Consider the following 19407-nt stretch of genomic DNA (forward strand, 5'->3'; position numbering starts at 1 on the left):
GCCTTCAGTTCCACAGGCCGATCTTTTCCAGTTCTTGCTTGAAGTTGTCTCGGGTGATCAGTGTCACGTCGTCCATCGCGGTGTACTTGGGCGGTTCCTTGCCGGTGGTGACCCACTCGAACATCATGCTCGCGGTGTTGTAGCCCTCCATGTGCGGGCTGGGCAGCATCGAGCCGAAGAAGCCGCTGTCGGGTTTCTTCAATTCGCCGATGGCGTCGGTGCCATTGATGCCGATGCCGATCACATTGGCCGCGGCGAACCCGGCGCTTTCGGTGGCGCGCACGCCGCCCAGCACGCTGTTGTCGTTCATCCCGCCGATGATCAGGTTCTTCGCCCCGCTGGGCAGCTTGACCAGCGCCGAGTTGGTGGCGTCCATGCTGCCCGGCACGTCGAGGGTCTTGAGTGGCGCGAAGAGGATGTGGTCCTTGGGCAGGCCGGCTTCCTCAAGCGACTTGACCGAGCCGTCGGTGCGTTTTTTACCGGTGTCGAGTTCGTTGTAGGTGGTGATCACCGCGTAGGTGTCCTTCCAGTCCCAGCCGCGCTTCTTCGCTTCGCCGACCATGGCGGCGCCCTGCTTCTGTCCTACCTCGAACGCGGCCATGCCCAGGTAGGGCACGTCTTCCATGAACTGGCCCTTGGCATCGACAAAACGGTCGTCGACGGCAATCACTTTCAAGTCGTTGAGCTTGGCCTTGGCCATGATCGCCGGGCCGAGGGACACGTCCGGCGGGCAGATCACGAAACCCTTGGCGCCGTTGGCGGCGAGGCTGTCGATCGCCGACAGGGTTTTCTCGCCGTCCGGCACGGCGATCTTGATCACGGTGAAACCCTTGTCCTTGCCGGCCTTTTCGGCAAAGGCCCATTCGGTCTGGAACCAGGGTTCCTCCGCCTGCTTGACCAGAAAGCCGATCTTCACCGGCTCGGCGGCAAGCGACAGGCAGCTCAGGCTGGCGGCCGACATGGCCAGGGCGGCACAACACAGGTAACGAATCCCACGACGACGCTTCATAAAGGTGACTCCTTGTTGTTGTTTTTCAGAGTTCGTTGCACACAGGTAAAGCCTGAACGTTATCCGGCAAAGCGATGACAGAGATTCCCGGGGGTATCGACCCGCACGGCCAGCACCGCGCCGTCCAGGGGATGGTCGAGCGGGCTGGCCGCGCTGGTGATGTACAGGGTCTTGAGGTCCGCGCCACCGAACACGCAACTGGTGGGGCGGCTGACCGGCAGTTCGAGCACCCGGTCGACCTCGCCGTCGGGCGCCAGCCTGAGCAGGCAGCCGCCGTCCCAGCGGGCATTCCAGATATAACCCTCGGCGTCCATCGCCGAACCGTCCGGGACGCCGCGCGGGTGTGGCCCGAACCACGCCTGCGCGGAGCCCAGCCGACCATCGCTGGCGATCGGGTACTGATACAGCGTGCCGTCCAGGCTGTCGGCGAAATACAGGCGGCTGGCGTCCTCGCTCCACAGCAAGGTATTGGGAATCCCCAGGCCCTTTAGCAGAGGCGTGACCCGCGCCTGGGCATCGATGCGGAACAGGCCACCGAAACGCCGCCGCACCGGCAGGTCCTCGCCCCGCTCGCCGATATTGTTCTGCATGGTGCCCAGCCAGAGCCTGCCCTGAGCATCGCAGCGCGCCTCGTTGGCCCGGTTGCCCGGTTGCGGATCGGCCACGCAGAGCAGGCTCAGGCGCGGCGCGGCAGGCGCGGAGTCCAGGTCGAGGCGGTATACGCCACTGCTCAAGGTCACCAGCGCATCGCCGCGTTCACAGGGGATGAAGGCCGACACCGGTTCCGGCAGATGCCAGGCCCGCAGCTGCCCGCCCCGCAGGCACAAGGCCTGCCGGCCGGCGATATCGACCCAATACAGGGCCTGGCCGGGCGCGTCCCAGAACGGGCCTTCGCCCAGCCGCGCACGGTGTGTGCTCACTGCGGTCCACGACATGAAACCTCCTGCGTTGTGTTTGTTTTCAGGTAGGCACTAATGGGTTCGTGTTACAGGCTGTCGCGTGAGGGCCGTCCATCCACCAGGCGCTGGATGCGCAATGGGTTGGCATTCTTCAACGCATCCGGCAGCAGGTTGTCGGGGTAGTTCTGGAAACACACCGGACGCAGGAAACGCTCGATGGCCAGGGTCCCCACCGACGTGCCACGGGCATCGGAGGTGGCCGGATAAGGCCCGCCGTGCACCATCGCGTCACAGACCTCGACGCCGGTCGGGTAACCGTTGAGCAGGATGCGGCCAACCTTCTGTTCCAGCAACGCCGTCAACTCGCCAAACTGCACAAAATCCGCCGGCTCGCCAATGAGGGTCGCCGTCAGTTGCCCGCGCAGGCCGTGCAAGGCGGCATTGAGCTGTGCCTGATCAGCCACTTCGACGAACACGGTGGTCGGGCCGAACACTTCTTCCTGCAGCACTTCATCGCCCTCGACCAGCAGGCGGGCATCCGCCTTGAACAGCTGTGGCCGCGCCTGGTTGCCGGCTTGTGGAGCGCCGGCCAGGTGCTCGATACCCGGGTGCGCCAGCAGCTTTTGCACACCTTTGCCGTAGCTGCCCAGGGTGCCGGCGTTGAGCATGGTCTGTGCCGGTTGATCGCCGATCAGCCGGGCCACCTGCTCGGTGAAGGCGGCGAACTGCGGCGAGCGGATGCCGATCACCAGGCCAGGGTTGGTACAGAACTGGCCGCAGCCCTGCACCACCGAGGCGGTCAGGTCGCGGGCGATCGTTTGCGCCCGCGCTTGCAGCGCCTGGGGCAACACGATCACCGGGTTGATACTCGACATCTCGGCGAACACCGGGATCGGCTGCGGGCGTGCCGCCGCCATGTCGCACAGCGCCCGGCCGCCCTTGAGCGAGCCGGTGAAACCGACCGCCTGGATCGCCGGATGCTTGACCAGCGCTTCGCCGACCCCGCCGCCAAAGATCATGTTGAACACGCCGGCGGGCATCCCGCTGGCCTGGGCCGCCCGGACGATCGCATCGGCGACCCGCTCGGCGGTCGCCATGTGCCCGCTGTGGGCCTTGAACACCACCGGGCAACCGGCTGCCAGCGCCGCGGCGGTGTCACCGCCGGCGGTGGAAAACGCCAGGGGAAAGTTGCTCGCGCCAAACACCGCCACCGGCCCCAGGCCGATGCGGTACTGGCGCAGGTCCGGACGCGGCAGCGGCTGACGCTCGGGCAGCGCCCGATCGATACGCGCGCCGTAGAAATCGCCGCGCCGCAGCACCTCGGCGAACAGCCGCATCTGGCCACTGGTGCGCTTGCGCTCGCCCTGGATCCGCGCGGTGGGCAACGCGGTTTCCCGGCAGACCAGGGCGATGAACTCATCGTCCAGCGCGTCCAGCTCATCCGCCACCGCCTCCAGGAATTGCGCGCGCCGCTGCGCACTCAGGGCGCGGTAGGCCGGGTAGGCCGCCGCGGCAGCGTTGGCGGCGGCGTCGACTTCCTCCGCCGTGGCCTGGTAGAACCCGTGGGGCAAGGCTTCGCCGGTGCTGGCATCGATGCTGTGAAGAATGACGGTGCCGGCGGCGCTGCGCTGGCCGCCGATGTAGTTGTGACCAAGAACCTGGGGCATGCCTGTCTCCTGTTGTTCGTTCAAAGGGCGTCTGCTCAACGAGCGGCGGCTTAAAGAGCGCCGACGCAACCCGGTGCCAGCACCGCGTCGACACCAGCGATACCGTTGATCAAGGGGGCGCCGAACTCCGCCTGGCTGATTTCGAATACGTCCCCCGGCTGCGTGCGGATTCCGTCGGCGAACGACAGGGTCGCGGTGCCGAAGAAGTGGATGTGCACATCCCCCGGCCGCAGGAACTGGCTGTATTTGAAATGGTGGTACTCAAGGTTCTCCAGGCTGTGGCACATATTGGCTTCGCCACTGAGAAACTCGTTTTGCCACAGCACCTGCCCATTGCGCAGGATGCGACTGGTGCCCGCCAGGTGCCGGGGCAGCTCGCCGACCCGCAGTTCAGGACCATAGCTGCAACTGCGCAATTTGGAATGGGCCAGGTAGAGATAGTTCTTGCGTTCCATCACGTGATCGGAGAACTCGTTGCCCACCGCGAACCCCAGGCGATAAGGCTTGCCGTCATGGCCAATGACATACAGGCCGCCGATTTCCGGCTCTTCGCCGGCGTCTTCGGCAAAGGCCGGCAGGCTGAAGGCCTGGCCCGGGCGCACGACGATGCTGCCGTCGCCCTTGTAGAACCATTCCGGTTGCACGCCGGCCTGACCGGCAGCGGGCTTGCCGCCTTCCACGCCCCACTTGAAGATGCGCATGGTGTCGGTCAGCGCTGTGTCGTCAGCGCCCTGCTGGTGCATCTTGTCCCGCGCCGCGGCGCTGCCCAGGTGAGTCAGCCCGGTGCCGCTGACCAGCATGTGCGCCGGGTCCGGGTGATCCAATGGCGGCAGGACCCTCAGGCTCGCCAGCAGCTCGGCGTAGTCGTGGCTGATGCCCAGGCCGAGGCTCTGCACCTGCTCGCGCAGGCCGACACCGGCCTCGATGGCGGCCAGCGCCAGCTCGCGCACCGTGTTCACCGATTGCACTTCACGGACCAGAGCGTCCTCGACCACACCGACCCGGCGCTCGCCGTTATTCAATTCGAACTGCACTAAACGCATGAACTTTCTCCTCTAGGCCATTAAGTACGAGTGGCGCCGCGGGCACTGGCGGCGAACTGCTCGACCGGCAGCACGTGCCTGCGCTCCAGCAACCGATAGACCATGCCCGTCAGCAGCAAGCCGAACAGCATCACGCCGGACAGGAAGTACAACCCCGACGCCAGGCTGCCGGTGTACTGCTTGAGCGCACCGATCACGAACGGACCGATGTAGCCGCCCAGGTTACCCACCGAGTTGATCAGGGCGATCCCCGCCGCCGCGCTGGCGCCGGCAAAAAAACGCCCGGGCAAGGTCCAGAACACCGCGGTGCAGGAAAACAGGGCGAAGGCCACCAGGCACAAGGCCGCCAGTTGCAGCAGCGGCGCTGACAGCCAGGCACTGAGGAACAGGCCGATCGCCCCCAGCACATAGAGCACCGCCAGGTGGCCGTAGCGATCGTTGAGGCGGTCGGAACTGCGCGGCACCACCAGCAAGCCGATGATCCCGAAGAAATACGGCACCGACGAGACGAAGCCGGTGGTCAGGTCGCTGCCGCCGAACTGCTTGATCAACGTCGGCAGCCACAGGCCCAGGCCATAGATGCTCAAGGTCACCGGCAGATAGAACAGCGCCAGCAGCAACACCCGCGTGTCCTTGAGGGCGTGCAGCGGATTGCCGTGGCGGGTCTGGCCGTATGCCTGCAAGTCCTTGTCCAGCTCGCCGGTGAGCCAGGCCTTCTCGCCCGGCTCCATCCATTTGACCTGTTGCGGACCGTCGGGCAGGTAGCGCAGCACCGGCCAGGTCAGCAGGATCGCCGGCGTGCCGATGACGATGAACAGCCACTGCCAGCCGTGCAGGCCGAGGATGCCGTCCATGCCGAGCAGGCCGCCGGACACTGGGCCGGTGATCATCATCGCGATGGGTTGGGACAGGATGAACAGCCCGAGGATCTTGCCGCGATGGCGCACCGGGAACCATTGGGTGATGTAGTAGAGAACACCGGGGAAGAACCCGGCTTCCGCCGCGCCGAGCAGAAAGCGCATCAGATAGAAGCTGTAGGGGCCCTGGACAAACGCCATGCCGATGGTGATGGCGCCCCAGGTGATCATGATCCGCGCGAACCAGCGCCGTGCGCCGAAGCGGTCGAGCATCAGGTTGCTGGGGATTTCCAGGAGGAAGTAGCCGATGAAGAACAGCCCGGCACCCAACCCATAGGCCGCGTCGCCGATGCCGATATCGGCGCCCATGTGCAACTTGGCGAAGCCGACGGCGGAACGGTCCACGTAGGCGATCAGGTACAGCAGGATCAGGAAGGGAATCAGTTTCAGCGTGATGCGCCGAATAAGCCGCAATTCCTGGCTCATGAGCTCGGTCTCCGATTGTTGTTTTTATAGAAGCTCGGGGGACGCCTCTCGCGGAAAACCGCCAGGGCCATACCTCAGTTGCAAACGACTATATAGTATTACTATTTAGCCAACAATACTTCCAAACCCACGATTTTGCGCTTATGTTATGACCAGACCAGAACAATATAGTCTTACAATAAGAGAGCCTGACCATGTCTGATAAGAAACCCAACCTGCGCTCCGCCCACTGGTTCGGCACCGCCGACAAGAACGGTTTCATGTACCGCAGCTGGATGAAGAATCAGGGCATCGCCGACCACCAGTTCCATGGCAAGCCCATCATCGGGATCTGCAACACCTGGTCGGAGCTGACCCCGTGCAACGCGCACTTCCGCCAGATTGCCGAGCATGTGAAGCGTGGGGTGATCGAGGCCGGCGGCTTTCCGGTGGAGTTCCCGGTGTTCTCCAACGGCGAGTCGAACCTGCGCCCGACCGCCATGCTCACCCGCAACCTGGCCAGCATGGATGTCGAGGAGGCCATCCGCGGCAACCCGATCGATGGCGTGGTGCTGCTGACCGGCTGCGACAAGACCACCCCGGCACTGCTGATGGGCGCGGCCAGTTGCGACGTGCCGGCCATCGTCGTCACCGGCGGGCCGATGCTCAATGGCAAGCACAAGGGCCAGGACATAGGTTCGGGGACCGTGGTGTGGCAGCTCAGCGAACAGGTCAAGGCCGGCACCATCACCCTCGATGACTTCCTTGCGGCCGAAGGCGGCATGTCGCGCTCGGCGGGCACTTGCAACACCATGGGCACCGCCTCGACCATGGCCTGCATGGCCGAGGCCCTGGGCACCTCCCTGCCCCATAACGCGGCGATTCCGGCGGTCGATGCACGCCGTTATGTGCTGGCGCATATGTCCGGCATGCGTGCGGTGGAGATGGTTCGCGAAGACTTGCGGCTGTCGAAGATCCTCACCAAAGAGGCGTTCGAAAACGCCATCCGGGTCAACGCTGCCATCGGCGGATCGACCAACGCGGTGATTCACCTGAAAGCCATCGCCGGGCGCATCGGCGTCGAACTCGACCTGGATGACTGGACCCGCATCGGCCGCGGCACGCCGACCATCGTCGACCTGCAACCGTCCGGACGCTTCTTGATGGAAGAGTTCTACTATGCCGGCGGCCTGCCGGCGGTGTTGCGCCGCCTTGGCGAAGCCAGTCTGATTCCTCACCCGGATGCGTTGACGGTCAACGGCAAGTCTATTGGCGAAAATACCAAGGACGCGCCGATCTACGGCCAGGACGAAGTGATCCGCCGTCTCGACAACCCGATCCGCGCCGACGGCGGCATCTGCGTGCTGCGTGGCAACCTGGCGCCCCTCGGCGCGGTGCTCAAGCCTTCCGCGGCCAGCGCCGAACTGATGCAGCATCGCGGCCGCGCGGTGGTGTTCGAGAACTTCGACATGTACAAGGCGCGGATCAACGACCCGGAGCTGGAGGTCGACGCCGACTCGATCCTGGTGATGAAGAACTGCGGCCCCAAGGGCTACCCCGGCATGGCGGAGGTCGGCAACATGGGCCTGCCGGCCAAGCTGCTGGCCCAGGGCGTGACCGATATGGTGCGGATTTCCGACGCGCGCATGAGCGGCACCGCGTATGGCACCGTGGTCCTGCATGTGGCGCCGGAAGCGGCGGCCGGCGGCCCCCTGGCCGCGGTGAAGGAAGGCGACTGGATCGAGCTGGACTGTGCCAGCGGACGCCTGCACCTGGACATCCCGGAGGCCGAACTGAAGGCGCGCATGAGCGACCTGCAAACGCCGCCGTCACTGATCGTCGGCGGTTATCGCCAGCTGTATATCGACCACGTGCTGCAGGCGGACCAGGGCTGCGACTTCGATTTCCTGGTGGGTTGCCGGGGCGCCGAGATCCCGCGGCATTCCCACTGAGGGGGCTGATGCGGGCCCGTCGCCCACCGGTTCAGGCATGCAGGAGCGCCTGATAGATACGGGAGCGATGCTATGATGCAGCCAATTTCTTCAGAGCAGCCACCCTGTTATGGATCACCAGCCTTCCAAACCCCGCAAGAGCATGCATGCCCGGATCGTTCAGGATCTGGGCATGCACATCGTCTCCGGACGCTTCAAGCCGGAAGATAGATTGCCCTTGGAGGCAACGCTGTGTGAGGAATATCAGGTCAGCCGCTCGGTGCTGCGCGAAGCTACCCGGGTGCTCAGCGCCAAGGGGCTGGTGTACTCCAAGCCACGGGTCGGCGCGGTGGTACGGCCACGGGCGAAATGGCACTTGCTGGACCCGGACGTGCTGTCCTGGTTGATGCAGTCGACGCCTCACAGCGAGTTCTTCAACACCCTGGCGGGCGTACGCCGCATCCTCGAACCGGAAATCGCCGCCATGGCCGCCACCACCGCGACCGACCCGGATATCGCGGTGATCGAGAAAGCCTACCAGTCCATGGAGACGGCCAAGACCCACGAGGAGCTCTTGCAGGCCGACCTGGATTTTCACCGAGCGATCGCCGATGCCACCCGCAACGACTTGCTCGCCTACATGTGCAACATGCTGTCGCTACCGCTGCGCGAGTCCATCAGCATCACCAACCGCCGCCCCGATATCCAGCGCCTCAGCCTGCCCCGGCACAAGGCGATCCTGACCGCCATCAAGAACCGCGACGCCCTCGGCGCCCGGCATGCCTCGCTGGTGCAACTGGACGACACCCGCGTGGCCCTGGACACCGTGATGAATGTCCTGACTCCTCTGTAGGGCGCCCGAGCTGTCGATCCATTGCCCACCGCCACCCCTCACGACGGGCGATCTTTAGCGGCGAGATTGAGGATTTGGTCCAGCGCAGTATCGATTCGTGCCGATCATGGTCCAGGCTCGCTCCTGCCATCACACCGGCTCGAATCCAGGGTTCGACCCAGACAGCTGCACGGCTATAGCCTGGTAGCTCCACACTGCCTCCAGACCCGGCCCACACTTTTTCGCAGGCAAAAAAAAATCCGAAAATCCTCACTTTCGTGGGCCTTTCGGATTTTGAATACTGCTAGAAAATGGTGGGTCGTGTGGGATTCGAACCTACGACCAATTGGTTAAAAGCCAACTGCTCTACCAACTGAGCTAACGACCCGCTGTGTGGTGGCGCGTATAATACTGATTTATAAAAAGAATTCAACACCCAATATGAAAAAAATCAAAAATAAGGTGTTGGGTCGCTGACACCGGCCGCGGCAAACCCTTCCGCGCGCAGACGGCAGCTGTCGCACTTGCCGCAAGCACGCCCTTGATCATCGGCCTGGTAGCAGGACACGGTCAGGCCGTAATCAACCCCGAGCTTGACGCCCGCCTTGACGATATCGGCCTTGCTCAGGTTCTGCAGCGGTGCCTGGATACGGAATCCCTGCCCCTCTACCCCGGCCTTGGTCGCCAGGTTGGCCATGCGCTCAAAGGCCTCGACGAACTCCGGACGGCAATCCGGGTACCCCGAATAGTCCACGGCGTTGACGCCAATGAAGATGTCCCGCGCGCCCAGCACTTCCGCCCAGCCCAGTGCCAGGGACAGGAACACGGTGTTACGCGCCGGCACGTAGGTGACGGGGATCCCTTCGCTCGGAGCCTCGGGCACATCGATGGAGCTGTCGGTCAGCGCGGAGCCGCCGATACCGTTGAGGTTGAGGCCGATCACCTTGTGCTCGACCACACCCAGGTCGCGAGCGACACGTTCAGCCGCCTGCAACTCGGCGCGATGACGCTGGCCATAATCGAAGCTCATGGTGTAGCAGCGATACCCTTCGGCGCGGGCCATGGCCACCACGGTGGCCGAGTCCAGACCGCCGGACAGCAGGATTACTGCACGCTTTTCAGTGGCAACTTGGCTCTGTGCTTGTTCAGTCATATCAACGCCCCGGCTCGTCATTCCAAAGGTATTTATGCAGCTGCAATTGCAGGCGCACCGGCAGGTTGTCCGCAACGATCCAGTCGGCCAGATCGCGCGCATTGAGGTCGTGATGGCTCGGCGAGAACAGCACCTCGCCCGCCCGCCGCTCCAGACCATACTGGATCAGCTTGGAAACCGCCCAGTCATAGTCCTCGCGGGAACAGATGACAAACTTGACCTGGTCGTTCGGCGTCAGCAGTTCGATGTTTTCGTAACGATTGCGCTGAGCTTCCTGCGACCCCGGTGTCTTCAGGTCGAGCACTCGACTGACCCGCGGATCGACCGCGGAAATATCCAAGGCTCCGCTGGTTTCCAGCGAGACTTCGTAACCGGCGTCACACAGCTGCTTGAGCAAGGGAATGGCATTAGGCTGGGCCAGAGGCTCGCCGCCGGTCACACAGACATAACGCGGGCGGAAACCGGCGACCTGCTCGAGAATGCTCTCGAGGGTGCGGATGCTGCCACCGCTGAAGGCGTAGGCACTGTCGCAGTATTGGCAACGCAGCGGACAACCGGTCAGGCGCACAAATACCGTGGGCAGGCCGGCAGTCCGAGTTTCACCCTGCAACGAGTAGAAAACTTCGGTAATTCTCAATGTGTCTTGCATAGTCGCCACGGGCGTAACAGCTAAACAGGCTGTCCGCCTCCGTCAGGCACCTCGAGGAATCCCGCAAACACGGTAATCCCAGGAAGCGTGTTTCATAAAAAGGGCATGGATTCTAACGAAAAAACCCGCGGCAAGCGCGGGTTTCTTCCAAACAACTCAAACTCGATTACATGCGTTGCAGATCGCGCTGAGCCAGCTGGGCGGCGGAAGTACCCGGATATTGGGCCACCACCTGCTGCAGAATGCCCTTGACCTTGTCAGTGTGGCCCAGGCGGCGCTCTACGTCAGCCAGCTTGTACAGCGAGTCCGGCACCTTGGCATGCTTCGGATACAGCTGGGAGACCTTGGCGAATGCCTGGCCGGCACCTTGCAGGTCGCCTTTGGCCAGGTTCACTTCGCCCAACCAGTACTGGGCATTACCCGCGTACTGGCTGTTTGGGTATTTACGCAGGAATGCGGCGAAAGCCTGGCTGGCCTTGTCGAAATCCTTGGCCTTGATCAGGTCGAAGGCTGCTTCGTAATACAGCTTTTCCTTCGCCGGATCGCCCGGTTCACTGCTTGCCGCTGGAGCTTGCGAGGCAGCCCCGGCAGCTGCACCGGCGGCACTGACATCGCCACCGGCAGAAGAATTATCAGGAGTCGCGGCAGGTGCACCGCCCGCTCCAATGCGTCGATCAAGATCCTGGTAACGCTCCAGGCTTTCCTGCTTCATACGCGCAATATCGTTTTGCAGTACTTCAATCACACCTTGTTGCCGTGCGATTTGATCCTGCATTTGCTGCAGTTGCTGGAACAGCTCGCCCTGTGCCGAGACAGGGGTCGAAACCCCTCCCCCGGCATAGGCGCCGTTCGTGCCATAACCCGCTGGCGGATAACTGCCTCCGCTATTGTTATAGCCCGAGTTGTTATCGACCACAGGAACCGCAGCCCACGCCGAAAGCGGCGCGAGGCTGAGAGCCAAGACAGTTAGAGCACGACGGCACGTTCGCATGACGAATTACTTACGCAGTTCGACGCGACGGTTTTGAGCCCAGGACTGCTCGTCGTTGCCGGTAGCAACTGGACGCTCTTCGCCGTAGGAAACCAGCTCCAGCTGAGCTGGGGAAACGCCTTGCAGCACCAGGTAGCGCTGAACGGCTTTCGCACGACGCTCGCCCAGAGCCATGTTGTACTCACGAGTACCACGTTCGTCGGTGTTGCCTTCCAGAACAACGCGAGCGCCGTTTGCTTTCAGGTCTTTGGCGTGAACGTCCAGAGCGCGCATGGCTTCTGGCTTCAGGTCCGAGCTGTCGTATTCGAAGTAGAAGGTGGTGATTGCGCGCAGAGCAGCTTCTTCGCTCAGGGAGCCGTCAACTGCACCGGTGTTAGCGCCGTAACCAGCGTTTGGATCAACAGCGCCTTCACCAGCGTTGTCGCCGCCTTTGGAGGAGCAACCTACAGCTACAGCCATGGCCAGAGCCAGCGCAGCAAACTTACCAAACTTCAGCATTTCCATCGTGAAACTCCTAATGAACCCCAGTGTGTTAAGTAAAACGTAAAGCGCCGCGTCAGTTCAGGTAAGGGGACCAGGACGGTTCTCTGACTTCGCCTTGTGCGGTAGGAAGCGGGAGCCTCACGCGTCCATTAATGGACACGAGCATCAAGACTCCCCGGCCCTGCTGGCGGGTGGCGTAGATTACCATGGTGCCGTTGGGCGCAACAGTAGGCGACTCATCAAGTGTGCTGTCGGTAAGGATTTTTACGTTGCCACGCTGCAAATCCTGAGCAGCTACCTTGAAGTTTGTGAAACCGTCCTGCCGGTGAATCATGACCAGGGTTTTTTCATCCGCGGACAGTTTCGGGTTGGCGTTGTAGTTGCCCACGAAAGTCACCCGTTCCGCACCGCCACCGCTGGCACTGGTCTTGTAGATCTGTGGCTTGCCGCCACGGTCCGAGGTGAAGTAGATGGTCGAACCATCCTTGCCCCAGAACGGTTCGGTGTTGATGCCAGGCCCCGCGGTCACACGCGAGATCTGACGCGAACCCAGGTTCATCACATAGATGTCCGGGTTGCCGTCCTTGGACAGCACGAACGCCAGGCGCTGGCCGTCCGGCGACCAGGCAGGCGCGCCGTTCAGGCCTTCGAAGTTGGTGATCTGCTCGCGGCGGCCAGTGTCGATGTGCTGAACGAAGATGCGCGGACGCTTCTGTTCGAACGACACATAGGCAATGCGCTTGCCATCCGGAGCGAAGCGCGGCGACAGGATCGGCTCACGGGATTGCAGCAGGGTCACCGCGCGCGCGCCGTCATAGTCGGAGCGTTGCAGGGTGTAGCGCGTGTTCTTCTCGGAGAAACGCTCTGCCGTGACGTACAGCATGCGGGTCGAGAAGGCGCCCTTGATACCGGTGAGCTTTTCGAACGACTGGTCGGAGATGTAGTGAGCCATGTCGCGCAACTGGTCGACGCTGCCCGAGACGCTGCCGGTCAGCACTTGCTGTTCGGTGGCGACGTTGAACAGGGCGTATTGCACCTGCAGGCGACCGCCCGCCGGGACAATGCTGCCGACCATGATGTACTGGGCGCCCAGGGCCTTCCAGTCACGGTAGATGACTTCGCTGGCCTGGGTCGGCAGGCTGATCATGTTCTGCTTTGGAATCGGCGAGTAGTAACCCGAGTTGCGCAGGTCGTTGCCGATGATTTCCGCCATGTCGTCGGGCAGCACGCTGCCCCCTTGCCAACCGAATGGCACTACGGCGATTGGCGTGGCCCGGTCACTGCCACTGGTGACCAGAATGTTCTTTTCATCCGCTGTCGCTATCCCTGCCATACAGCAAATAACGACAAGCAATCCTCGAAGAAGGTTTCTCACAAGGCTAGATCCTCAGGTGTGAATGTCATCTTGAATGAACGATACGGAGCGAAATCGCTCGGCTTCATTCCCTGCATTTCTGTCAAACGTCCAATGTTCTTGACCGCAGCTACCGCCGAGGCATCGAACGGACCATCGCCGCTGGACTTGGCCACCGACACGGAAGTCACCGTACCATCCGGCAACATGCCGATTTGCAGCACGACCGTCATGTTGTTGCGCGCCGAAGGAGGACGAGCCCAGCCTTCCGCCGCACGAGCACGAATCAGATCGTCGAAACTGCCCGCGACTTCGTCGCCCTGCTCGTCCGCCAAGGCCTGCTGACGCTGCGGCGTGTCGGAAAGCAAATCAGCCAGGGCCTGGGCCTTTTTATCTTCGGCGGATTTACGCGCTGCTTCCTGGGCTTTTTTCTTGGCTGCGTCGGCGGCGGCTTTCTTCTTCGCGTCCTCGGCGACCTTCTTCTTCGCCTCGTCTGCTTCAGCTTTCTTCTTGGCGTCTTCCGCGGCTTTCTTCTTCGCGTCTTCGACTATCTTTTTCTTCGCCTCTTCAGCGGCCTTTTTCTTGGCCTCTTCTTCGGCGGCTTTCTTGGCTTCTTCTTCGGCTTTCTTTTTGGCTATATCAGCCAATTGTTTCTCTTCAGCCTTTTTCGCTTCCGCAGCCTTCTTCGCGTCGTCGGCTTTCTTGGCTTCATCAGCCTTCTTCGCCTCATCCGCTTTCTTGGCTTCGTCGGCCTTTTTCGCTTCCTCGGCTTTTTGAGCAGCCTCTTCTTTCTTTTGTTCCGCAGCCTTGACCGCTTCCTGCTCGACCTTTTTCTGCTCCATCTGCTCGACTTCGGTCTGGCGCGCGGCGGATTTCTTCGCCTCACCCGCAATCTTCTGATTGGTCTGGGTGGTCGCCTGACTTTTCGATTTCAGCTGATACAGGGTCGCCTGGACGATCGGCTTGGACGGCGGCAACTCCGGCGTCATGGCAAAACTGACGAACAGCATGCCGAACACCAGAACGTGCAGGGCAATTGCCCACACGCTAGGCCAGAAGTAGCTTTCCGAGGCGGACGGCTCTCGCTGTTGCTGCATCAGGGCGCCTCGGTAATCAAGCCAACGTTACCGACGCCGGCCTTCTGCAGTCCGCCCATGGCGCCCATGACGGCGCCGTAATCGACGGACTTGTCGCCGCGAATGAACACCTGGGTATGCTTGCCGCCTTCATTGCCGGCGCGAATGATCTTGGTCACGGCGTCGGTCATCTGCGGCAAGGTCATGGCCTTGTCCATCTGCTTGTCGGTGTCGACTTCGCTGCCAAGGTTCCAGTAGTAGGTCTTGTCAGCCTTGATCGAAATGGTCAGGACCTGGGTGTTGTTGTCCTGCGGCAAGGCTTCGCTGGAAACCTTGGGCAGATCGACTTTCACGCCCTGATTGAGCATCGGCGCGGTCACCATGAAGATAACCAGCAGTACCAACATCACGTCGATGTAGGGCACCACGTTCATCTCGGCAACCGGCTTGCGTTTGTGGCGAACTCGGGCCATGGGGATTTACCTGCTCACTCTTCGCTGGTGTGCACTTTACGGTGCAGGATCGCCTGGAACTCGTCGGCGAAGGTGTAGTAACGGCTGATCAGGGTCTCGCCACGGGCCGCAAAGCGGTTGTAGGCGATAACGGCCGGGATCGCGGCAAACAGGCCGATCGCGGTGGCGATCAGGGCTTCGGCGATACCAGGTGCAACGGTCGCCAGGGTCGCCTGCTGGGCGCTGGCCAGGCCGCGGAAGGAGTTCATGATCCCCCAGACGGTACCGAACAGACCGATGTAAGGGCTGACCGAGCCGACGGTGGCAAGGAATGGCAGGCTCTGCTCGAGCTTCTCTTCTTCGCGGGAGATGGCGACACGCATGGCACGCGCGACACCTTCCATGACCGCCTCGGGATCAACGCCCGATTGCTGGCGCAGGCGCGAGAATTCCTTGAAGCCGGCACGGAAGATCTGCTCCACGCCCGAATCAGGGTCCGGGTTGCTGCCTGCCTGACGGTACAGCTTGGACAGGTCGATACCCGACCAGAAGCGCTCTTCGAAGCTCTCCAGGGCGCGTCGACCCGCACGCAGCAGGTTGCTGCGCTGAAAGATCATGATCCATGAGGTCACCGATGCGGCTACCAGGGTCAGCATTACCAACTGCACAACGATGCTGGCATTGCTGACCAGGCTCCACATGGAGGAATGGTCGACGACGTTAGCTTCCACGCTTTATCTCCTGCTCTGAGTGTGTACCCGCGCCGCTCACGTCGGCGAAGGCCGCACGTAGAGCTTCGGGAATGGCCCGGGGTTTCAAATTGTCGGTGCGCACACAGGCCACCAGAAACTGCCCTTCGCAGAGCAGTGCATTATCCGTGGCTCGCCTGACCTGCTGTTTGAAGCGCAGGCTGGCCCGGTTCAATTCGATGACTTCTGCACTTACCAGAAGCTCGTCGTCCAGTCGCGCCGGCGCGTGGTAGCGCGCTTCGCTGGAATGCACAACGAACAACAGGTTCTCCCCTGCCAGCTGCGATTGGGCAAAGCCCAGATCTCGTAGCCGCTCGGTTCGAGCCCGTTCCATAAACTTAAGGTAATTAACGTAATACACGATGCCGCCGGCATCGGTGTCTTCGTAATAAACGCGACAACGATGTGCGAACGACTCAAGCCCGTTTTGCGCGCGCATACTCTAGTGCTTACTCCTCAGGTTGCCAATCCGGCCGGGCAACTGTTTTTCATTCTCGAACGGCTTTCTGGCGAAATAACGACAATGCCAGCCCCCTAGGACCGCACAAGCTGCGAATAAATCGCTGCCCAAGCGGTTATTAATCGTCCACGGCATCGAGGAATTCGTCTACCACAGGCATCTCCCCCAATCGTGACGGGATGTTTAGACCGAAATGCAGATAGGCATGCCGGGTCACCACACGCCCCCGCGGCGTACGCATGATATAGCCTTGCTGGATCAGATAGGGCTCGAGCACATCCTCGATGGTATGCCGCTCCTCGCTGATGGCGGCCGCCAGGCTGTCGACCCCCACCGGCCCGCCGTCGAACTTCTCGATCATGGTCAGCAGCAGGCGCCGGTCCTGGTGGTCGAAGCCACGTTCGTCGACATCCAGCAGGTTCAGCGCCAGGTCGGCGATGGGCTTGGTGATGTGGCCCTTGGCGCGAACCTCGGCAAAGTCCCGCACCCGGCGCAACAAACGGTTGGCGATACGCGGCGTCCCGCGGGCGCGCCGGGCGATTTCAAAGGCGCCATCCGGGTCCAGCGGCAAGCCGAGAATGCCGGCGGAGCGCCCGACAATGGTCGCCAGGTCCGCGGTGCTGTAGAACTCCAGGCGCTGGACGATACCGAAGCGATCGCGCAGCGGGTTGGTCAGCATGCCCGCGCGGGTCGTCGCCCCCACCAGGGTGAACGGCGGCAAGTCGAGCTTGATCGAACGGGCCGCCGGCCCTTCGCCGATCATGATGTCCAGCTGGAAATCTTCCATGGCCGGGTACAGCACTTCCTCGACAATCGGCGACAAGCGATGGATTTCATCGATAAACAGCACGTCGTGCGGTTCGAGATTGGTCAGCAACGCCGCCAGGTCGCCAGGGCGCTCCAGCACCGGCCCCGAGGTGCTCTTGATCGACACCCCCATTTCCTGGGCGATGATGTTGGCCAGCGTGGTCTTACCCAGGCCCGGCGGGCCGAAGATCAGGGTGTGGTCCAGCGACTCGTTGCGCCCGCGGGCAGCCTGGATGAACAGCTCCATTTGCTCGCGCACCGTCGGCTGGCCGATGTATTCGGCCAGGCTGACGGGGCGAATCGCACGGTCCTGGACTTCCTCGCGCTCACGGGGGCCCGTGGCGGCGATCAGACGATCTGCTTCTATCACTTAAATCATTCCCTTCAGGGCGCGGCGAATCATGTCTTCACTGCTCAGGCCTTTTTCCTTGATCGCGGAAACGGCCTTGCTGGCTTCCTGCGGCTTGTAGCCCAGGGAGATCAGGGCGCTGACCGCATCGGTCTCGGCACTGGCCACCGGCATCGGCGCATCCGGCTGGTTCGGTACCAGGGCAAACATGCTCGGTACGGTTTCCCAGGCCTTGAAGCGGTCCTTGAGTTCGACCAGCAGGCGCTCCGCGGTCTTTTTACCGACCCCCGGCACCTTGGTCAGCGCCGAGGTGTCCTGCGCTTGCACGCAACGCACCAGCTCGTCGACCTCCAGGCTGGACATCAGCGCCAGCGCCAGTTTCGGCCCCACGCCATTGAGGCGAATCAGTTCGCGAAAGAAGTCCCGCTCGCGCTTGCTGGCAAAGCCATAGAGTAACTGGGCATCTTCACGCACGACCAAATGGGTGTGCAGGGTGAGCGGTTCACCGACCGACGGCAGGCGGTAGAGGGTGGTCATGGGGACTTCCACCTCGTAACCCAGGCCGTTTACATCGAGAATCAGGTACGGCGGCTGTTTTTCAGCCAAGGTGCCGCGCAAGCGTCCAATCACGTTTCAGATCCTTAGCTCAGGCCAGAACAGGGGGCCGGCGAGTCATAGAACGAAGATCCGGGCCGGGCAGACAGGCGCGGGATGCTCCACTCATCAAATGTTTGCGCAGATGCTATCAGAGACGCAGGCGGCCGCCACGACTGCGTGCGGTACCCAGGCCGTGGGGCAGCAGGCTGGAACGGGTGTGGGCATGACAGATGGCAATCGCCAGGGCGTCCGAGGCGTCGATCTGCGGCTTGCTGGTCAATTTGAGCAAGTGCATGACCATCATTTGCACCTGTTCCTTGTTGGCCCCACCGGTGCCCGCCACGGCCTGCTTGACCTGAGTGGCGGTGTATTCGGCGATTTCCAGGCTCTCCTCGGCTCCCGCTACGATCGCCGCGCCACGGGCCTGACCCAGTTTCAAGGCCGAATCGGCATTACGCGCCATGAACACCTTTTCAATGCCCATGGTCACCGGACCGTAGGTCTGAATGACCTCGCGAACCCCGCGATAGACGATTTGCAGCCGCTCATGCAGCTCGCCGGCGCCCGTGCGAATACAGCCCGAGGCCACGTACACGCAGCCACGCCCGGTATCACGTACCACGCCGTAACCGGTGATGCGCGAACCCGGGTCGATACCAAGAATAAGAGTCATAACGCCTGCAAAGAGAAAGTTCGGTTGCCTAAGGTAACGCCGGGAGAAGCCGGAAAAACAAAAAATCGCAGCCTTCGACAGCTCCCCTACAGGTACAGCGTAACCCTGTGTGTAAAGGGGGGAAACCGCCGAAGGCTGCGATCTTTTATCGCGCTATCAGCCGAGTTGCTCGGCAACCGACTGGGGAATATCCGCGTTGGAGTAGACGTTCTGCACGTCGTCCAGATCTTCGAGCATGTCGATCAGCTTGAGGATCTTCTCGGCGCCTTCCAGATCCAGCTCGGCACTGGTGGTCGGCTGCATGACGATTTCCGCGTCATCGCCCTTGAAACCGGCCTCTTCGAGCGCGTTGCGTACCGCATAGAAGCCAGTGAACGAGGTAAACACATCGATCGAGCCATCTTCGTGAACGACCACGTCATCAGCGTCGGCTTCCAGCGCCGCATCGGTCAGTGCGTCCTCATCGACGCCCGGCGCGAAGCTGATCTGCCCCTTGCGTTCGAACAGATACGCCACCGAACCGTCAGTACCAAGATTGCCGCCACATTTACTGAACGCATGGCGCACGGCCGCGGCGGTACGGTTGCGGTTGTCGGTCATGCATTCGACCATCACCGCCACGCCGCCCGGGCCGTAACCCTCATAGGTCAGCTCTTCGACGTTGTCGGCCTCGGTCGCACCCGCACCACGGGCGATGGCGCGATCGATGATGTCGCGGCTCATGTTGGCGCCCAGGGCCTTGTCCAGGGCCAGGCGCAGACGCGGGTTGGAACCCGGCTCGCCACCGCCCTGACGAGCGGCGACCGTCAGCTCACGGATCCACTTGGTGAAGATCTTGCCTCTCTTGGCATCCTGACGCTCTTTGCGGTGCTTGATGTTCGCCCACTTGGAATGACCTGCCATAACGCGCT

20 protein-coding genes and 1 tRNA gene are annotated in these 19407 nt (G+C 62.2%); 2 read left to right on the forward strand and 19 right to left on the reverse strand.

Features of this window, described 5'->3' with window-relative positions:
* Positions 1–4 precede the first annotated feature (4 nt).
* From BM019_RS02535 to BM019_RS02555, 5 genes are read right to left on the reverse strand one after another with little or no spacing between them, the layout of a single operon-like run.
* Positions 5–1009, reverse strand: a complete 1005-nt coding sequence (locus tag BM019_RS02535) for a substrate-binding domain-containing protein (RefSeq protein WP_092417526.1) — start codon at positions 1007–1009, stop codon at positions 5–7.
* A 59-nt stretch (positions 1010–1068) separates the two neighbouring features.
* Positions 1069–1944, reverse strand: coding sequence for an SMP-30/gluconolactonase/LRE family protein (locus tag BM019_RS02540; protein WP_092417527.1), 876 nt, complete (start codon positions 1942–1944; stop codon positions 1069–1071).
* Between the two features lie 50 nt (positions 1945–1994).
* The gene (locus tag BM019_RS02545) at positions 1995–3575 is read right to left on the reverse strand and encodes an aldehyde dehydrogenase (NADP(+)) (RefSeq protein ID WP_092417528.1); all 1581 of its coding nucleotides are present in this window, start codon (positions 3573–3575) and stop codon (positions 1995–1997) included.
* Positions 3576–3625: 50 nt separating this feature from the next.
* Complete coding sequence (gene araD1, locus BM019_RS02550) at positions 3626–4618, reverse strand: AraD1 family protein (RefSeq protein WP_062824866.1); 993 nt, start codon at positions 4616–4618, stop codon at positions 3626–3628.
* A gap of 20 nt (positions 4619–4638) precedes the next feature.
* Complete coding sequence (locus tag BM019_RS02555) at positions 4639–5961, reverse strand: MFS transporter (protein ID WP_092417529.1); 1323 nt, start codon at positions 5959–5961, stop codon at positions 4639–4641.
* Positions 5962–6155: 194 nt separating this feature from the next.
* On the opposite strand from BM019_RS02555, the gene BM019_RS02560 reads away from it, so the two are divergent.
* Complete coding sequence (locus BM019_RS02560) at positions 6156–7892, forward strand: IlvD/Edd family dehydratase (protein ID WP_175510558.1); 1737 nt, start codon at positions 6156–6158, stop codon at positions 7890–7892.
* Between the two features lie 109 nt (positions 7893–8001).
* A complete protein-coding gene (locus tag BM019_RS02565; protein WP_009050459.1) occupies positions 8002–8724 on the forward strand; it encodes a FadR/GntR family transcriptional regulator in 723 nt (240 codons plus the stop codon).
* A gap of 291 nt (positions 8725–9015) precedes the next feature.
* On the opposite strand, the gene BM019_RS02570 is transcribed toward BM019_RS02565, so the two are convergent.
* From BM019_RS02570 to BM019_RS02635, 14 genes are all read right to left on the reverse strand, one after another.
* A tRNA-Lys gene (locus BM019_RS02570) sits at positions 9016–9091 on the reverse strand.
* Between the two features lie 63 nt (positions 9092–9154).
* Positions 9155–9856, reverse strand: a complete 702-nt coding sequence (gene queC / locus BM019_RS02575; RefSeq protein WP_009045283.1) for a 7-cyano-7-deazaguanine synthase QueC — start codon at positions 9854–9856, stop codon at positions 9155–9157.
* A gap of 1 nt (position 9857) precedes the next feature.
* Positions 9858–10505: a 7-carboxy-7-deazaguanine synthase QueE gene (gene queE, locus BM019_RS02580; protein ID WP_007931105.1), complete on the reverse strand. Its 648-nt coding sequence runs from the start codon at positions 10503–10505 to the stop codon at positions 9858–9860.
* Positions 10506–10671: 166 nt separating this feature from the next.
* The gene (ybgF, locus tag BM019_RS02585) at positions 10672–11496 is read right to left on the reverse strand and encodes a tol-pal system protein YbgF (RefSeq protein WP_092417531.1); all 825 of its coding nucleotides are present in this window, start codon (positions 11494–11496) and stop codon (positions 10672–10674) included.
* A gap of 6 nt (positions 11497–11502) precedes the next feature.
* A complete protein-coding gene (gene pal / locus BM019_RS02590) occupies positions 11503–12000 on the reverse strand; it encodes a peptidoglycan-associated lipoprotein Pal (protein ID WP_003178634.1) in 498 nt (165 codons plus the stop codon).
* 52 nt (positions 12001–12052) lie between these two features.
* A complete protein-coding gene (gene tolB, locus BM019_RS02595) occupies positions 12053–13312 on the reverse strand; it encodes a Tol-Pal system beta propeller repeat protein TolB (RefSeq protein ID WP_221178295.1) in 1260 nt (419 codons plus the stop codon).
* 38 nt (positions 13313–13350) lie between these two features.
* A complete protein-coding gene (gene tolA / locus BM019_RS02600) occupies positions 13351–14430 on the reverse strand; it encodes a cell envelope integrity protein TolA (protein ID WP_007931108.1) in 1080 nt (359 codons plus the stop codon).
* Complete coding sequence (tolR, locus tag BM019_RS02605) at positions 14430–14882, reverse strand: protein TolR (RefSeq protein WP_007931110.1); 453 nt, start codon at positions 14880–14882, stop codon at positions 14430–14432. Before tolR ends, tolA begins: the two co-directional genes overlap by 1 nt.
* A 14-nt stretch (positions 14883–14896) precedes the next feature.
* The gene (tolQ, locus tag BM019_RS02610; RefSeq protein WP_007931111.1) at positions 14897–15592 is read right to left on the reverse strand and encodes a protein TolQ; all 696 of its coding nucleotides are present in this window, start codon (positions 15590–15592) and stop codon (positions 14897–14899) included.
* Entirely contained in the window at positions 15582–16049 is a 468-nt protein-coding gene (ybgC, locus tag BM019_RS02615) for a tol-pal system-associated acyl-CoA thioesterase (protein WP_025805902.1), read from the reverse strand. Before ybgC ends, tolQ begins: the two co-directional genes overlap by 11 nt.
* Before the next feature lie 139 nt (positions 16050–16188).
* Positions 16189–17247 (reverse strand): Holliday junction branch migration DNA helicase RuvB, encoded by a 1059-nt coding sequence (ruvB, locus tag BM019_RS02620; RefSeq protein ID WP_009045286.1) that lies wholly within the window; start codon positions 17245–17247, stop codon positions 16189–16191.
* Positions 17248–17856 carry a Holliday junction branch migration protein RuvA gene (ruvA, locus tag BM019_RS02625; RefSeq protein ID WP_007931117.1) on the reverse strand — a complete coding sequence of 203 codons (609 nt, stop codon included), beginning with the start codon at positions 17854–17856 and terminating at the stop codon, positions 17248–17250. It abuts the gene before it with no gap.
* Positions 17857–17971: 115 nt separating this feature from the next.
* A complete protein-coding gene (gene ruvC, locus BM019_RS02630; protein WP_007931118.1) occupies positions 17972–18496 on the reverse strand; it encodes a crossover junction endodeoxyribonuclease RuvC in 525 nt (174 codons plus the stop codon).
* 156 nt (positions 18497–18652) lie between these two features.
* Positions 18653–19399, reverse strand: a complete 747-nt coding sequence (locus tag BM019_RS02635) for a YebC/PmpR family DNA-binding transcriptional regulator (RefSeq protein ID WP_007931120.1) — start codon at positions 19397–19399, stop codon at positions 18653–18655.
* Positions 19400–19407 lie beyond the last annotated feature (8 nt).

The organism is Pseudomonas sp. NFPP07 (genome assembly GCF_900115645.1).
Classification (GTDB): domain Bacteria; phylum Pseudomonadota; class Gammaproteobacteria; order Pseudomonadales; family Pseudomonadaceae; genus Aquipseudomonas; species Aquipseudomonas chlororaphis.

Excerpts from the sequence above, each read along its gene's own strand:
- BM019_RS02535 (WP_092417526.1), bottom strand. The coding sequence starts at position 1,009 with ATGAAGCGTCGTCGTGGGATTCGTTACCTGTGTTGTGCCGCCCTGGCC.
- BM019_RS02540 (WP_092417527.1), bottom strand. The coding sequence starts at position 1,944 with ATGTCGTGGACCGCAGTGAGCACACACCGTGCGCGGCTGGGCGAAGGC.
- BM019_RS02545 (WP_092417528.1), bottom strand. The coding sequence starts at position 3,575 with ATGCCCCAGGTTCTTGGTCACAACTACATCGGCGGCCAGCGCAGCGCC.
- araD1 (WP_062824866.1), bottom strand. The coding sequence starts at position 4,618 with ATGCGTTTAGTGCAGTTCGAATTGAATAACGGCGAGCGCCGGGTCGGT.
- BM019_RS02555 (WP_092417529.1), bottom strand. The coding sequence starts at position 5,961 with ATGAGCCAGGAATTGCGGCTTATTCGGCGCATCACGCTGAAACTGATT.
- BM019_RS02560 (WP_175510558.1), top strand. The coding sequence starts at position 6,156 with ATGTCTGATAAGAAACCCAACCTGCGCTCCGCCCACTGGTTCGGCACC.
- BM019_RS02565 (WP_009050459.1), top strand. The coding sequence starts at position 8,002 with ATGGATCACCAGCCTTCCAAACCCCGCAAGAGCATGCATGCCCGGATC.
- queC (WP_009045283.1), bottom strand. The coding sequence starts at position 9,856 with ATGACTGAACAAGCACAGAGCCAAGTTGCCACTGAAAAGCGTGCAGTA.
- queE (WP_007931105.1), bottom strand. The coding sequence starts at position 10,505 with ATGCAAGACACATTGAGAATTACCGAAGTTTTCTACTCGTTGCAGGGT.
- ybgF (WP_092417531.1), bottom strand. The coding sequence starts at position 11,496 with ATGCGAACGTGCCGTCGTGCTCTAACTGTCTTGGCTCTCAGCCTCGCG.
- pal (WP_003178634.1), bottom strand. The coding sequence starts at position 12,000 with ATGGAAATGCTGAAGTTTGGTAAGTTTGCTGCGCTGGCTCTGGCCATG.
- tolB (WP_221178295.1), bottom strand. The coding sequence starts at position 13,312 with ATGGCAGGGATAGCGACAGCGGATGAAAAGAACATTCTGGTCACCAGT.
- tolA (WP_007931108.1), bottom strand. The coding sequence starts at position 14,430 with ATGCAGCAACAGCGAGAGCCGTCCGCCTCGGAAAGCTACTTCTGGCCT.
- tolR (WP_007931110.1), bottom strand. The coding sequence starts at position 14,882 with ATGGCCCGAGTTCGCCACAAACGCAAGCCGGTTGCCGAGATGAACGTG.
- ybgC (WP_025805902.1), bottom strand. The coding sequence starts at position 16,049 with ATGCGCGCGCAAAACGGGCTTGAGTCGTTCGCACATCGTTGTCGCGTT.
- ruvC (WP_007931118.1), bottom strand. The coding sequence starts at position 18,496 with ATGACTCTTATTCTTGGTATCGACCCGGGTTCGCGCATCACCGGTTAC.
- BM019_RS02635 (WP_007931120.1), bottom strand. The coding sequence starts at position 19,399 with ATGGCAGGTCATTCCAAGTGGGCGAACATCAAGCACCGCAAAGAGCGT.